This is a genomic window from Porphyromonas uenonis DSM 23387 = JCM 13868 (genome assembly GCF_000482365.1).
GTDB classification, from domain to species: Bacteria; Bacteroidota; Bacteroidia; order Bacteroidales; family Porphyromonadaceae; genus Porphyromonas; species Porphyromonas uenonis.
The window spans coordinates 300,958-315,311 of the sequence record NZ_KI535306.1; the positions used below are offsets into that span (position 1 = coordinate 300,958).

Below are 14,354 nucleotides of genomic sequence, written 5' to 3' on the forward strand. Positions count from 1 at the left end.
ACCTTAACCTCTGTACCACGCTCTAGCGTAGCATTAGGCTGGATCTCCTGCTCCCCTGCGAAGAGCTTCAGATGTCCATGCGCTGGCTGTGCAAAGTGAATGGCGTAGGTGACTGGACGTGTAGAGATAAAGATCCCTCGTATAGTCAAGTCTTCCGTAGGTGTAAGCACATAGGTATTCTTATCTGAACTATCCCCTGTTTGCGACTTCCCATTGATTACATAGCGGTCGAAGCGGTAGCCAGCCTTGGGATGTGCCTCTATGTAGACCTTTGTCTTATCAAGGACGGTGCCATCATTGGGGATAGAAACCTCCTCAAAGTCGGAACCATAGTAGCCCACTTGCTTCTTCCAGTAGACCTTGATTGTTCCTCCATCTGTAGGGTCACTCGCATAGCTAATCTTATATTGCTTGAGACGCTTACAAGTCAATGCGATTTTGCTATCTTCCTCAAGATAAAAGTTGAGCCAAGTGCGGTTCCTGCCCTTTCTTACTTCGTCGTTGACAGTCCACGAGCCAGCTTCCCAGCCCTTGGAGATTGTCGCCACAAAGTTAACAGCTGTACCCTTAGGAAGCCTCTCTCCAGACTTAAAGAAGACCTTGCCACGACCGTTCTCTACGTCGAAGTAGTAAGCTTCGATGGTTCCCCACTCGTTAGTCTCTGAGAAGGTAACCAAGCAACCAGTCGTCGCCTGCGTCTCTGCGTCTTTCACGGACGCATGAGTGTAGGACAGACTTGCCAGCATCGTGATAAGGAGGATCCCCAGGAGGGTCCAGTTGTTGCGTAATAATCTCTGTTTCATAATATATGATGTACTATTATAGGTTGTACTACGAAAAGTATCCACACAATCCCCTCTCTAGAGAGAACGTAGCGGACACAATCATCCATCAGACTAGTTATCGGCACAGTCTTGATGACCCCTTTCTTTTGATTTAAGGTACAAAGGTAGTACGGGTCAGATTTCCTAGCAATACCCACTTTCGGGGATGCCCATACTCATTGTATATCATTTACTTATCTCTCTTCTAAATTCTAACCCCCCAACCTCTAAATTCTAACATCTAATCTCCTTCCTACCGAGGAAATCGGGAAGCGTCAGGGAGGAAACGAACTTTCCCCACGGAATCGGGAAATGAAACTTCGGAAGAATGAAATGAAACTTCGGAAGAAGCAAATCAAAGTTCCGAAGAATTTTTTCGTTCCTCGGTGGAGGAAGTTCGTTTACTACCGAGGCATTTTTGATTTTCTCGGAGGTGTGGGGTCTAGGGAGTCGAAGAGCGTCGGAGTACCTCGGAGGAGTGAGAGGCTAGAGGTTAGAAATTAGAGAGCATCGAAGCTGTCAAAGTGATCAGAGGAATAACTGGTGTAGGGACACTTGGGACGAGTAACCCGCTGTAGATACTCACCGTGCGTCCCTACATCCGCTACTCGTCTCGTTTTGACACAACAGACGCACGAGCCGTGCATCCCAACAGTGGGTTGCACGTCCCGTGCGTTCGTTTATTTCGCCAGTCGTCTCGCTGTAGCGAGTTGCGAGGTTACTCTGGGAGGGCTTCGATCTGCGCGAGGATCGTCTCGCCGAGGAGCTTCTTACGACTGATGTGGTCGTGTACCTCTACGACGAAGGCGTTGTCCTCATAGTTGCCTCGCACCTGCTCGAAGTCGATGCGACGGTTGTGATCCCCGTCGAGGTCTATGCCGAAGCCGACCTGCGTGAGCATCTCAAACTCTTTGTGGGCATCCTGGAGGAGGTACTCGTCTAGCGTGATGACGGTCTCTTGCCACTCCTTGATGATCTGTATGACCCGCTCCACGGTCAGATCCTTGGCGGCGATGTCGTACCAGCGTAGCAAGAGGTCGTAAGCCCAGTGCCACTCGATCTCGTAGTAGCGACTATGTATGGAGCGGATGGCGACGTTGACCTCGTCGAGCGTCTTGATCTGCCCCTCTTTGATCTGCTTGATCAGATTGCGCACGAGCCGACGAGGAGCGATCATACCAGCTAGGTCGAGCCAGTCTGAGAGCCCCTCATTGCTGGTGGGCGGTAGGCAGGCGACGAGCTCGCTTTTGCTCTTGGGCGCTTGGTCCTGAATGCGCTGGATGAGTGAGTTGCCGAGGAACTTGACGATGCCCATCTCGTAGTAGCGACAACCCTTGACGAGGGAGCTATAACGGATGTGCATGTCGTGATAGATGTAGGTCGCATTGGAACTGCCGAGGTGCGTCTCCAGCGCCTTGAGCTTTTGCCACCCTTTGTACATCTTGCCGACCGTATAGGGCGAGAGAAGGTTGTAGTTGATGCAGTCGAGCTTTTCCTCTGGGTGACGCTTGTCACGCTTAGGCCACTTCTTGGTATCACGGATGGTACCGACGCTACGCAGGTTGGTGCCTGGCACGAGGTAGCTCTGGTTGTCATTCTCTATAATATAGGAGAAGGGGAAGTCTGACGAGTCAATATGCGCCACGTGACGACCCATGATCAAGCTAAAAGCACCGATGCGCGAAGGCCACAAGACGTACGAGTCGGAGGTGGTCTTACTACCACGCTCTACGATGCCCTGGTGAATGGGGCCGAGCTTGTAAAGGTGGTTGCTCTGGTTAGATCCACTGCCCGCATTGAGAAAAGAGTAGTAGCCAGCGATCAAGAGGCTACTCTTGTGCATCGTAACGGTAAAGGGACCGGCAAAGACGGCACACGCCTCGCCGTTTTCGCACTGACAGTTGGCAAAGAAGAGCGAGTCGTGCGCACTGAAGAGGTGGGTCACCGAGCAACCCTGACCGATGAAGCTACGCGAGACGTTGGAACCGTCTGAGACGACACAGCCAGCGGAGAAGATGAAGTCCCGACAGATCACCCCGTAGCCAACCTTTGTGGGGCTCAGAATGGTACTATTGACAGATCCATTTTCCAGTACAGAGGCGCCGATGATGGAGCTGTGGGGGCCAACCTTGATATTGGTCATAAGACCGCAATGCTTGATGATGGAGCTCTCACCGATGGTGCCGCGGTCCGAACGCACGGAGTCGGTGTACCCCTCGACGAGCTTAGAGAGTGCGGTCTGTAGCTCCTTGTCGTGGCGATACATGGCTAGCATATAAGCGGTCTGGGCGGTCAGGATGTCGCAGATGGGCACCTCGCGCCCGCCTGTCTCGTTGAGCACCTCGACGAGGTAACCATTGCCAAAGGTGGTCTCGCCCGTTACCTTGAGAGCGGCTATATCGTGAATGATCACATCATCAGCGATGTCGTAATGCGAGATGCAGTCCCGCACCCCGTCAATGATGACGCGGTCGCCGATGGTACAGTTGACCAGCTTCACATGAGCCAAGCGGTAAGGCTCGACGTAGCTCGGCTCCTCCTCGGAGGGACGACCGCCACGGTTGTCTCCGATCTCACAGCTCCCGATGAAGTGAACCTGCTGACAGCGACTAGCGTCAAAGTATCTATGAACGCGAATCAAGGACCAGTCTTGCGCTTGGCAGCCCTGATCCGTTAGTTGTTTAATCTCTTTTGAATTAAGCTTTCGCATAGATTATAGGTTGGGTTGTTTGTAGAAGTTTGGGAGAAAATAATAGGATGCTACGCTCACAGCCGATGCGTCTCTGCGATCATCTGGCGGAGCTGTCGTATCCAGTCGTCTGGGAGCTCCTCGATAGCGATGGGCATGCGATAGCTCCACACATGATGGGGGTTGCTAGGATCGTTGATCTGCTCGCTATGCGGATCGACCGTGGCGCAGTGCTCGGGACTCAGGGCTAGCCAGTCTTGTAGTGGCAGTATGCAGAGTCGTGAGGGGCTCTCTAAGTGCCGGCGCACGATGATCTCTGCCAGCTCGGGCGTGAGCGTGGTGTCGTAGGGGACTTCGTAGTCAGCGAGGAAGTAATCGTAGTAGCGTCGTGAGCGAGCCTCGTCTTCTGCCCACCACAGGCGCAGTGGGGCGCAGTCGTGCGTTGAGGTGGTAGCGACGCTGTCCTCGGAGAAGTAGGGCGCCGCCTCAAACTCGATGCCAGCACTCTTCGGCATGCGCTCCACGTATAGCTTGAGGATGCCGAGCTCCTCTAGGACGGGGTAGACACACTGGGGGACCATCCCCAGATCCTCGGCACAGAGATGGATGCTCGTGAGATCTTTCAGGAAGGTTAGACGCTCCAGTCCACGCTCGCGCCACAGCTCTTCGTTGCCTCCGTAGTAGTACTCCTCGCAGACAGCTTGCATGCGCTTCTGCAGGTCGTGAGGTAGTGTCGCAAAGGGTGCAGCACTCGCCACGTCGTAGCGTGGCACATAGTCTCCTTCGAGAGTGGCTACCCAAAGCACCTCTTGCGTCGTTGCAGGTTTGTCGATCGGCGCTATCCACTCCGGTCGTAGTGTCTCGGAGAGCCCTAGCTTGGCGATCCGCTCCTCCGAGTAGCGCTGAGAGGGAACGAAGTAACCCAGCATCCCAGAGCGCCCGTCACGTGGTATGGACCACATACGGAAGAAGCCTAGCACGTGGTCCACGCGCAGATAGTCATAGAAGCTCTCTAGATAGGCAAAGCGCTCCTGCCATAGTTTTTTCAAGTTCCTGAGACAGGTCAGAATGCCCCAGTTCTGTCCGTCGGGAGAGAAGTAGTCGGGAGGAGCTCCGCACGAGAGTTGCTTGTTAAAGTAGCTCGGGTAGGCTATCGTGTCCGCTGCATGCGGATCTATGCCCACGGGCAGGTCTCCCATGAGTGACAGCCCGTGCTGGCGAATCGTTGATACGGCACGGCGCATCTGTCGCTGCGCTACCATATAGCAGTAAACGTAGAAGTTGCCCGTACGGACGACCAAGGCTTTGTTTTCCTGCTCCAGCTCCTTGACCCGCTCCATCGCTTCCCAGAAGTCCCACTCCTCGCGATTGAGGTCGGGCAATAGGTCTAGCGCCGTCCGCATACAGACCCAGTAGTGCCAGATAGGCATACGATGGCGAGAGGCGCTGCCTTTAGTCAGACCGGCAGAGCAACTGATCTCATCGGTGAAGTATGGCGAAGCGTCCGCCTGCTCCGTAAAGGAAGCCCACAGCCAGCGTCGCTTGAGCTGCCACACTTGCGTATAGTCGAAGGTCTTTTGCGCACTGAGCCTCTGAGCCTCCGCACGCAGCTCCTGCTCCAGTTGCTGATCCGCCAGCGGGGGGAGCTGATCTACCGCTATGTAAATAGGGTTGAGCACCGTCGAGGCTAGTGATCGATAGGGATAGGAGTCACGGCTATCGCCATAGAGGGTCGTGTCCTCTAGAGGGAGCAGCTGTATGATGCGCATGCCCATCCGCTCCGCCACTGGGGCAAACGCCTCCAGCGAGGCAAAGTCTCCACAGCCCGCATCGCCTTGGCGACGCAAGCTAAAGAGAGGGACGGCGACCCCAGCCTGACGCGGTATCTGACTCATATTATATATAGTGTCACCTCAGCGGTAGATTCGGAGAAGCCATGCAGCTCTGAAAGAGAGAACTACACGGCTTCTGCGGCGTCGCCCATTAGCGGACTAGAGCGACTGCTTTAGGAGAGATATGTGCTAGTGAGGCTTACTCCTTGACACGCCCTACGTAAGAGCCGTCACGCGTATCTACCGTGACTACATCATCCTGATTGATGAAGAGCGGTACACGGATCTCAGCCCCCGTCTCGACAATAGCAGGCTTGAGACTATTGGTAGCTGTATCACCCTTGATACCAGGCTCCGTATGACTGATGCGTAGATCTACGTGTGCAGGCAGCTCGCAGGTCAGGATTGTCTCGCTCTCAGCATGTACCATTGCCTCAACCATATCGCCCTCCTTGAGGAAGCGGACACCCTCGATCAGCTCGCCATTGATAGCGATCTGGTCAAATGTCTCGGGGTGCATAAAGTGGTAGCCCATATCATCGTTGTAGAGATACTGATAGGGACGACGCTCGATGCGCACCTCCTCTACCTTGACACCACTATTCCACGTTTTGTCGATGATGCGACCCGTAGCGACGTTGCGTAGCTTCGTACGAACGAAGGCTGGTCCCTTGCCTGGCTTAACGTGGAGAAACTCTACGATGAAGAAGTACTGCCCATCAATGTCTAGGCACATGCCATTGCGAAAGTCTGCTGTTGTAGCCATATATTATTTGTCTATTCAGTGAAGTTACTTAGTTACTTACCGATGCAAAAGTAGTAAAACATCAGCTACTACGCAAATAGCGTCCGACACCTCTTCCCGACGAAGACGAGGTGGTGTGGCGGAGTTTTTGTATTTTTGGAGTGTCATCATTCACTATAACTGAAATACAGCTATGAGTACACAAAACCGAATCATACCTCCCAGCGAACTAATTGTCAATGACGATGGCTCTATCTTTCACCTCCATCTGAAGCCCGAGCAGCTGGCTGACAAGATCGTCCTCTGTGGCGACCCCTCTCGTGTGGATATGATCGCCTCCCACTTTGACTCTCAGGAGTGCTCGGTGAGCAATCGTGAGTTTCACTCGATCACCGGTACCTATCGTGGCAAGCGGATCACCGTCCAGAGCCACGGCATAGGCTGTGACAACATTGAGATCGTCATCAACGAGCTAGACGCACTCGCCAATATCAACCTGCAGACTCGCCAGGTACGTCCCAACCACCGCAAGCTGACGATGGTACGCGTGGGCACCAGTGGCGGTCTGCAGCCCGAGACGCCAATAGGCACGTTTGTCGCAGCGCACAAGGCGATTGGCTTCGAGGGGTCGCTCTTTTTCTATGCCAATACGGAGGCGATACGTGACCTCCCCTTTGAGGCGGCGCTCAAGGAGCAGTTGCAGTGGCCGATCAAGGGTCTCGATCCCTATGTGGTCAACTGTAGCGAGGCGCTCTACCAGCAGATCGTCGGGGACTATGGAGACATCGTCCGTGGCTGTACGATCGCTGCCAATGGATTTTACGCACCTCAGGGAAGGCAGCTGCGCCTACCTCTTGCAGATCCGACGCTGAATCAGAAGATTGAGGCTTTTGAGTTCAAGGGTCAGCGCATCACCAACTTTGAGATGGAGTCGGCCGCACTCAGTGGTATCGGTAGCCTCCTAGGACACGACACGCTGACCGTCTGCTACATCATCGCAGGCCGTCAGAACTTAAATATGAATACCAACTACAAGCAAGGCATCGACGGGCTCATCGAGCTCGTCCTAGAGCGCATCTAGCGCTTAAATGCTGAGAGGTCTTAGCGTCCCAATGTGACTACTAAAATCCTCTTTCGCTTGTCGTGTAACTATTTTTTCGTACCTTTAGGGTGTCGAGGTGATACTTTCCACTTATATAGGGGAGCCATCGAGACAGACAGAGATCTGCAGGAGCGATCTGCAGACTACTAAACCAAGACAGTAATATTCACTATTAAAGAACAGAATAGATATGAACAACACAGGACGTATAGCACTAGGCATTGCTATCGGCGCTGCTATCGGCGCTGCCATCACTTACCTCTCAGACCGCGACAAGCGTGATCAGCTCTATGACGATCTCAGCACGACGGCCGACCGCACTCGTGACTCTCTCGTAGAGGGATACTATGAGGCTAAGGACCGCTTTGAGACTTATCGCGACAAGCTACAAAAGCGTGGCAAAAAGTTTGCCGAGGAGGTCGAGGAGCAGTTTGACGAGACCGTAGACAAGGCTAAGGAGACAGCCAGCAAAGCCAAGGAGACTGTCGAAGAGGCTAAAAAGGCCGTCAAGTAAACCCTCACACCGAGGCTATTCCCATTGAGCTATACACACTCAACAAGGACTTAGAGAGTAGCATACTCATCCGCACCAGAGAGACCTCGAGTCACTCACGACAGATGAGCACGCTACTCTCTTATTCATCTCTAGACCTCTAATAATATCTAATATCTAAACTCTAATCTCTAGTCTCTATGCAAGACTTCAAAATCTCTCGCTTTATCTATCACACCAAGGAGTACCTCAAGGCATACGCTCGTCGAGCCATCTACTCAAGCACTGATGCTGGCATGAAGGCCGCAGGAAATCTTCTTACGATACTTCTAGTCTTGGCGCTAATGCCCTTCGTGATGATCCTCCTACTCTTCGCTGGAGTGGCGGGTATCAATGCTTGGCTAGAGCTAGGATGGGGTTGGAGCCTACTTATAGGCGCTGGAGTCTTACTACTACTAGGGATTATCATCCTACTCCTTCGCAAGGTTATCGTGCGCTCCGTCAGCACACACATCTACCGTAAGGTGCATAGTTCTCTACTCAAGCTGGACGACAAGCTACGCCCGCGGCCGATAGCAGCTGACGAGGCTGATCCTAGCGACTATGCTACTGAGAGCGAAGACACCCTCCTCCCTACCAACGACGAGTCCTCCACACCAACCCGCTAACCTGACTATACAATCATGAAGAAAAGAGCATCATATCAAGACTTCCAAAGACGTCAGAAACTCGCTGAGGCTGATCTCCAAATTGCTGAGCGTGTCTGGCAGAGAGAGTTGGGATATATCAAAGGGCAGGGCATCAAGAAGACACTTATCAATGAGGCAAAAGAGCAGATAGCTCCTCCCGGATCTCTACTGGGTCGTCTGATCACGCCATCCACACGTAGACAGCGACGTAAGGGGAACTCATTATTCTCTAAGTTGACGGGGAGCTCTAAGCAATCCACCTACAACTCCCTGACACAGAGCGATCAGGACGAAAAGAAATCCCAAGGAGTGACACAGCGGATCCTCAGTACTGGCTTGTCCCTCGCCAAGCCGATCTTGTGGACTGTAGGCCTGGGCATGGCAAAAGGGTTCCTCCGCCGTAAGTTCAAGCCTCTGCGTTTTCTCATCCGCTAAGCCGTCTAGAGCTTAAAGCTCTCGCCATAAGTGCTCACCAGCACAAGAAGCTCCAATCGCTTATTTCAGTACCTTTGCGAAGCGTAAGGAAGGGACGTAGCTCTACCTTTGAGGTCGTGTGACTGTCGCTCTTTACTTTAAGTCTCTCTTGGCATCGCATTACTCTGAAGCTTTATGCACCTCATAAGTAGATATCTCCTTATTCTCTTGCTGGCGGTCGGCTGCTATCCACTCGTAGCGCAGGAGCGAGCCGAGCTAGAGCAGTGCTATCAGACGATCATCGAGCGACCCCTCGGCGTAGCCCCCGCCATCAGCGACAGCGCTTGGGGACAACTCATCCAGAAGGCGCTCGACAAGCCCGACTCCACCGTCACTCTGCAGACCAAGTCTCAGGGTTCGCTGGAGATGCGGATAGACAAAGCTCGCCTCCGCTGCACAATCTCCGTATCTGGTCTGCTTACCTACGAACTTCTACTTGCACCCTGGCGCATTCAGGGCGAGCAGCCCCTACTGCAGATCACCACTCTGGAGAAGCCTTACCGTGTGAGCCAGCTCACAGCCTTCCTACCCAAGCGAGACCAGCAGTGGGAGCTTAACCCTACCATACCATACACGGACTGGCTTTTGCATTCTAAAGAGCCAGTATCGACCTCTTCCGAATCCCTTTTGACTCAGATGCCGATCGTGCTAACCTTCGCCACAGAGCAGGGCAGGCGAGAGGTGCGGATCCTTGCGACGCCTTCGCCAGAAGGCTGGACCACTAAGGAGGAGGCCAAGCGCATCAAAGAACTCATCAGCACATCGCCCCAACCCTACAAACTGACACGGCGGGGCATCTTGAAACGAATCAAGTGAGACCCATGGCTAGACTAGACAACAAGCACATCAAGTACATCATCGCAGGAGCGGCTCTCGTGGTGCTCCTCGTCATCGTTGGTGCATGGATATATATAAGGAGTGAGCGACAGCAGATGCAGAGCGTCCAGAGCGAACTGGTCGACATGGAGAAGCAGCGCATGCAGCAAGAGCTAGACGAGCTCGCAGCGCAGTATCAGCTACAGTACGACAAGCTCGCCTCAGCATCGGGCGAGACGAGTCTCTCCTTTGACAATGATGAGCTACTCGCTCAGCTAGAGAGCGAGCAGGAGCGTGTCAAGCAGCTAAGCCAAGAGCTTGCTACCGTCAAGGCGTCCAACGCGAAGCGCATCAGCGAGCTAACGGGAGAGATCAATACGCTCCGCGCCCTACTCCGTAGTTACATCGTACAGATCGACTCACTCCATGCGACCAATGAGCGACTAGTAGCCGAAAACCAGCAAGTCAAAGAGGACTACTCCCGCGTCAGCAGTGAGGCTTCACGGCTCACGGAGGAGAAGACCGCACTATCCAACCAGGTTGCCATCGCTGCCCGCCTAGACCTTTCTGGGCTCTCCGTCTCTCCGCTCAACAACCGTGGCAAGCGTACCTCACGCATTGACAAGGTGGAGACGCTGGCGGTCTCTTTTACCATCAAGAAGAATGTCACCGCTCCCGTTGGCAACAAAGCTATCTACGTACGTATCCTCAACCCGAACGACATGCCGATGAGCGGTTCTGGCGGAGCCTTCAGCTTCGAGGGGCAGACCCTTCAGGCGACGGCCTCCAAGAGTATTGAGTACACAGGCGAGGACACCCCCGTCACCATCTATTGTCAGATCACACAGGCGCTTCTCTCGGGAAGCTACCGCGCAGACGTTTTTGCCGATGGACATCGCATCGGTCATACCACCTTTACCCTATGATGAGAGATCTATTAGCGCCACTGCGAGGCGTACTGATACTCGCACTCTGTGGCATACTTACCAGCTCCCTCTACGCACAGACGGAGCCCCTCAAGCTGTCGCTACACGACTGCATACGCTACCACCAGGAGAGCCCTGCGCCCTCCACACAACTAGAGGCGCAGCGACAAGCAGCGCACGCTACACGCCTCAAGGCGCAGAGCAACTTCTTCCCGCAGGTCTCCCTGTCGGGCGGATGGCTCTACACACCAGCGAAGCTTAAGCCCTTCTCGATCGACATCTCCTCTTGGCTTCCACCAATGCAGTTGCCGAAGCTTCCTAACGTACCCTCACTGAGCGAAGCACAGTCTTGGCTAGACGACAAGATGAGTCTCGAGCTTGGACACATCTTCTACGGATCCCTATCGCTACGCCAGCCCATCTTCGCTGGTGGACGCATCTATAACGGAGTGCGCCTAGCGCAGATCGGCGAGCAGGCTGCCGAGTACCAGTGGACCATCCAGCAGCGTGGCGAGGAGGAGCAGATCGCCAAGACTTATTGGCAGGCGGTGCAACTACAGGAGCAGCTGAAAACGATCGGCCAATTCAACGCTATGCTAGACAAAACGCTCGCTGATGTCTCCGCCATGAAGGATCAAGGGGTCGTCGCTGACCGTGAAGTGGTCTCCGTACGGGTCAACCGTAACAATGCCAAGCTACAAGAAGGTAAGCTACGCGAGGGCTTGCAGGCTTTGCTGATCCTACTCAAGCATCAGTGTCGCATCCCCGCCGAGCAGGCGATAGAGCTCACGCCAGACTTCACTATCGCCAGCCAGCAACCGATCGATCCGTGCCAACCCAAGCTATACAGCACGGTCAATCCGATGGAGCGTGTCGAGCTCAAAGCCGCCAATCTAGCCGTCGAGGCGGAGAAGCGACGTGCTCAGATGGCACTCGGAGAGATGCTTCCCGAGGTAGGCTTCACGGCACAGCTGCTCACCATGTCGCCTAATCCTATGGACGGCTTCAAGAAGCAGTTCGGCAGTACCTGGATGGTCGGCGTAGCCGTTCAGATACCCATCACGGGCATCTACCAAGGCGTGCAGAGTCGCACCGCAGCGCTTGCCACCCAGCAGGTACGTCAGCTAGAGTTGCAAGACGCTGAGCGTGCTATCCAAATGCAAAACGAGCAAGCCTCACGGCAGCTCACCGAGGCACTCGCACGATACGCCGAGACAGAGCAGATCCGCACCGATGCGCAGCTCAACCTCGACCTCTCGACCGAGGGACACAAGGAGGGCGTCGTCACACTTGAGACGCTCTCGCTAGCGCAGCGCAACTGGCTCGAGTCGGAGATGCAGTACATCGAGACCTTCGTCGCCGTGCGCCTAGCTCAGCTCGCCGTCAACGTCGCCACTGGCCAGCCCCTCGACCTCTAAACTCTAAGCTTTAGCCTCCACACATCACACTGTAGCTGTAGTAGGCGAAACAGCATTCTATTAAAACGACCGAGCGGTCACAGAGTTACCCTAGCGTAGCTCCGTGACCGCTCTTCATTTCACCCACCCTGCGCTCCATCTCCTACGAGGCTCCAGTGCCGACATCGGATGGCACTAGAGTTTCATATAGGAGAAACTAGAGTTTCATACGGGAGAAACTAAAGTTTCATATAGGAGAAACTGCAGTTTCACCTAGATGGCACTGACGTTGCGCCTGGGCGAGGCGATTTTTTGCAACAGAGTTGCACCCAGTTAGCTCTACCTTTGCCTTCGTAACAGTAAATCTCTAGCTTATGAATAAGAAACTAATCCGCATCATACTCACAGCCCTGCTACTCATCGGGGCTTACATCGTAGAGCGCACCTCGGCGCTCCCGATGTGGCAGCTCCTCTTGGTCTACCTCGTGCCATACCTTATTATAGGGTACGACGTGCTCGGCGAGGCGGTCGAAGGAGTGGCGCATGGCGAGCTCTTTGACGAGCACTTCCTCATGAGCATCGCCACCATCGGCGCGCTCTGCATAGGCTTCCTGCCGGGAGCCGAGGCGCAGTTCCCCGAGGCGGTCTTCGTCATGCTCTTCTTCCAGGTGGGCGAACTCTTTGAGGGATACGCCGAGGGCAAGAGTCGTCGTGCCGTCTCCCACCTCCTTGAGATACGCCCCGACACGGCAAACGTGCTGCGTGACGGCGTCGAGCAGACGGTCGCACCTGAGGAGGTGGCCGTGGGCGAAACGATCATCATCAAGCCTGGCGAAAGGGTGCCACTCGATGGCTTCATCGTCGAGGGTTCCTCAGCGCTCAATACGGTCGCACTAACGGGCGAAAGCGTACCCCGTAGCGTCACCGTCGAGGACGAAGTAATGTCTGGCTGTGTCAACCTCTCGGGTCTGCTCACCGTCCGTGTCGCCAAGACAGCGGGCGACTCCACCGCCTCGAAGATCATCGAGATGGTCGAGCATGCCACCGATCATAAGTCACGGAGCGAGACCTTCATACGTCGCTTCGCCCGTGTCTACACCCCCGTCGTAGTGATCGTAGCGCTCCTGCTCGCCTTCATCCCGCCACTCTTGATGGGCAGCTTCGCCGACCACTTCGCCACTTGGCTGTACCGCGCACTGACCTTCCTAGTCATCTCCTGCCCCTGCGCTCTAGTCATCTCCATCCCGCTCTCCTTCTTTGCGGGCATCGGTGGCGCTTCACGGGCTGGTATCTTGGTCAAAGGGGCTAACTACATGGACGCTTTGGCGAAGGCGCGTGCCGTCCTTTTTGACAAAACAGGCACCCTGACGAAAGGCACTTTTACCGCTAATGCAGTACACCCGACAGCCTGCGAGGCAAACCATCTGCTACATATGGTGGCTCACGTGGAGCGTCACTCCACACACCCGATTGCCGCCTCGTTGCGTAACGCTTACCCCAACGAACAGGACGACTGCACCATCGAGGAGGTCGAGGAGCTGGCTGGGCGTGGGGTCAAGGCACGTGTCAACGGCTCCGTAGTTCACGTGGGCAACGTAGCGCTCATGGAGTCTATCGGGGCTCAGTGGCAGCCCTGCGACCATGCGGGCACTATCGTACACGCCGCCATCGACGGCACCTATGCGGGACATATCGTCGTATCCGACACGCTCAAGGAGGAGTCTAGCCAAGCCATCGAGGCGCTGAGCCACCTAGGCATCCGCCAACTGGTTATGCTCACGGGCGACCACGAGGAGGTGGCTCAGCAGGTCGCCAAGGAGGTGGGTATCACCGAGTACTATGCGGATCTGCTCCCAGCGGACAAGTTGTCTCGCCTTGAGGCGATCCTCCAGCAGCCGGCTCACGGCACCGTCCTCTTCGTAGGCGACGGCATCAACGATGCACCTGTCCTAGCGCGTGCCGATGTAGGTATCGCCATGGGCGGACTCGGCTCTGATGCGGCCATAGAGGCAGCCGACGTGGTCATCATGGACGACAACCCGCTCAAGATCGCCACCGCCATACGCATCGCACGCCACACAGTCGGCATCGCACTTCAGAACGCGTGGTTTGCCATCGGTATCAAGGTGCTGGTGCTGCTCCTAGCACTGCTCGGCGTAGCCTCCATGTGGATGGCCGTCTTCGCCGACGTAGGCGTCACCGTCCTCGCCGTGCTCAACGCGATGCGCGCCCTGCGCCCCGTCAAAGTTAGCAGAGCGAGCAATTAAAGCTGACACACGATCCCTATAAAACCCAATATCCACGGAGATATGCTCAATATCTTCGTGGATATTTTCTATTTCCTTCGGGGGACTGTTGCAAAAGTCA

The 14,354-nt window shown here is 54.8% G+C and carries 12 protein-coding genes; 8 read left to right on the forward strand and 4 right to left on the reverse strand.

From position 1 onward, the window contains the following. The 4 genes from L215_RS10215 to efp form a co-directional block, all read right to left on the reverse strand. Positions 1 to 803 (reverse strand): InlB B-repeat-containing protein (locus L215_RS10215; RefSeq protein ID WP_044111759.1); only part of this gene is annotated, 803 nt, incomplete at its 3' end. A 739-nt stretch (positions 804 to 1,542) separates the two neighbouring features. Continuing rightward, positions 1,543 to 3,534 carry a DUF4954 family protein gene (locus L215_RS0104905; protein WP_025884203.1) on the reverse strand — a complete coding sequence of 664 codons (1,992 nt, stop codon included), beginning with the start codon at positions 3,532 to 3,534 and terminating at the stop codon, positions 1,543 to 1,545. Positions 3,535 to 3,590: 56 nt separating this feature from the next. After that, positions 3,591 to 5,408 carry a 4-alpha-glucanotransferase gene (locus L215_RS0104910; protein ID WP_027451434.1) on the reverse strand — a complete coding sequence of 606 codons (1,818 nt, stop codon included), beginning with the start codon at positions 5,406 to 5,408 and terminating at the stop codon, positions 3,591 to 3,593. Positions 5,409 to 5,544: 136 nt separating this feature from the next. Then, the gene (gene efp, locus L215_RS0104915; RefSeq protein WP_025884204.1) at positions 5,545 to 6,111 is read right to left on the reverse strand and encodes an elongation factor P; all 567 of its coding nucleotides are present in this window, start codon (positions 6,109 to 6,111) and stop codon (positions 5,545 to 5,547) included. Positions 6,112 to 6,283: 172 nt separating this feature from the next. On the opposite strand from efp, the gene L215_RS0104920 reads away from it, so the two are divergent. The 8 genes from L215_RS0104920 to L215_RS0104955 all read left to right on the forward strand — a co-directional run bounded on the left by L215_RS0104920 (position 6,284) and on the right by L215_RS0104955 (position 14,254). Next, positions 6,284 to 7,171, forward strand: a complete 888-nt coding sequence (locus L215_RS0104920) for a nucleoside phosphorylase (protein ID WP_025884205.1) — start codon at positions 6,284 to 6,286, stop codon at positions 7,169 to 7,171. 211 nt (positions 7,172 to 7,382) lie between these two features. After that, positions 7,383 to 7,706, forward strand: a complete 324-nt coding sequence (locus tag L215_RS0104925) for a YtxH domain-containing protein (protein WP_025884207.1) — start codon at positions 7,383 to 7,385, stop codon at positions 7,704 to 7,706. Between the two features lie 179 nt (positions 7,707 to 7,885). Further along, positions 7,886 to 8,353, forward strand: a complete 468-nt coding sequence (locus L215_RS0104930) for a hypothetical protein (protein ID WP_025884208.1) — start codon at positions 7,886 to 7,888, stop codon at positions 8,351 to 8,353. Between the two features lie 15 nt (positions 8,354 to 8,368). Further along, positions 8,369 to 8,809, forward strand: coding sequence for a hypothetical protein (locus tag L215_RS0104935; protein ID WP_025884210.1), 441 nt, complete (start codon positions 8,369 to 8,371; stop codon positions 8,807 to 8,809). A gap of 174 nt (positions 8,810 to 8,983) precedes the next feature. After that, entirely contained in the window at positions 8,984 to 9,664 is a 681-nt protein-coding gene (locus L215_RS0104940) for a hypothetical protein (RefSeq protein WP_025884212.1), read from the forward strand. Positions 9,665 to 9,669: 5 nt separating this feature from the next. Next, complete coding sequence (locus L215_RS0104945) at positions 9,670 to 10,590, forward strand: synaptonemal complex protein 1 (RefSeq protein WP_025884214.1); 921 nt, start codon at positions 9,670 to 9,672, stop codon at positions 10,588 to 10,590. Beyond that, positions 10,587 to 12,008: a TolC family protein gene (locus tag L215_RS0104950; RefSeq protein WP_025884215.1), complete on the forward strand. Its 1,422-nt coding sequence runs from the start codon at positions 10,587 to 10,589 to the stop codon at positions 12,006 to 12,008. The genes L215_RS0104945 and L215_RS0104950 overlap by 4 nt, the downstream gene beginning before the upstream one ends. 353 nt (positions 12,009 to 12,361) lie before the next feature. Continuing rightward, a complete protein-coding gene (locus tag L215_RS0104955) occupies positions 12,362 to 14,254 on the forward strand; it encodes a heavy metal translocating P-type ATPase (protein WP_025884217.1) in 1,893 nt (630 codons plus the stop codon). The last annotated feature ends 100 nt before the right edge of the window (positions 14,255 to 14,354 follow it).

Excerpts from the sequence above, each read along its gene's own strand:
- L215_RS0104940 (WP_025884212.1), top strand. The coding sequence starts at position 8,984 with ATGCACCTCATAAGTAGATATCTCCTTATTCTCTTGCTGGCGGTCGGC.
- L215_RS0104950 (WP_025884215.1), top strand. The coding sequence starts at position 10,587 with ATGATGAGAGATCTATTAGCGCCACTGCGAGGCGTACTGATACTCGCA.
- L215_RS0104920 (WP_025884205.1), top strand. The coding sequence starts at position 6,284 with ATGAGTACACAAAACCGAATCATACCTCCCAGCGAACTAATTGTCAAT.
- L215_RS0104925 (WP_025884207.1), top strand. The coding sequence starts at position 7,383 with ATGAACAACACAGGACGTATAGCACTAGGCATTGCTATCGGCGCTGCT.
- L215_RS0104905 (WP_025884203.1), bottom strand. The coding sequence starts at position 3,534 with ATGCGAAAGCTTAATTCAAAAGAGATTAAACAACTAACGGATCAGGGC.
- L215_RS0104935 (WP_025884210.1), top strand. The coding sequence starts at position 8,369 with ATGAAGAAAAGAGCATCATATCAAGACTTCCAAAGACGTCAGAAACTC.
- L215_RS0104910 (WP_027451434.1), bottom strand. The coding sequence starts at position 5,408 with ATGAGTCAGATACCGCGTCAGGCTGGGGTCGCCGTCCCTCTCTTTAGC.
- efp (WP_025884204.1), bottom strand. The coding sequence starts at position 6,111 with ATGGCTACAACAGCAGACTTTCGCAATGGCATGTGCCTAGACATTGAT.
- L215_RS0104930 (WP_025884208.1), top strand. The coding sequence starts at position 7,886 with ATGCAAGACTTCAAAATCTCTCGCTTTATCTATCACACCAAGGAGTAC.
- L215_RS0104945 (WP_025884214.1), top strand. The coding sequence starts at position 9,670 with ATGGCTAGACTAGACAACAAGCACATCAAGTACATCATCGCAGGAGCG.
- L215_RS0104955 (WP_025884217.1), top strand. The coding sequence starts at position 12,362 with ATGAATAAGAAACTAATCCGCATCATACTCACAGCCCTGCTACTCATC.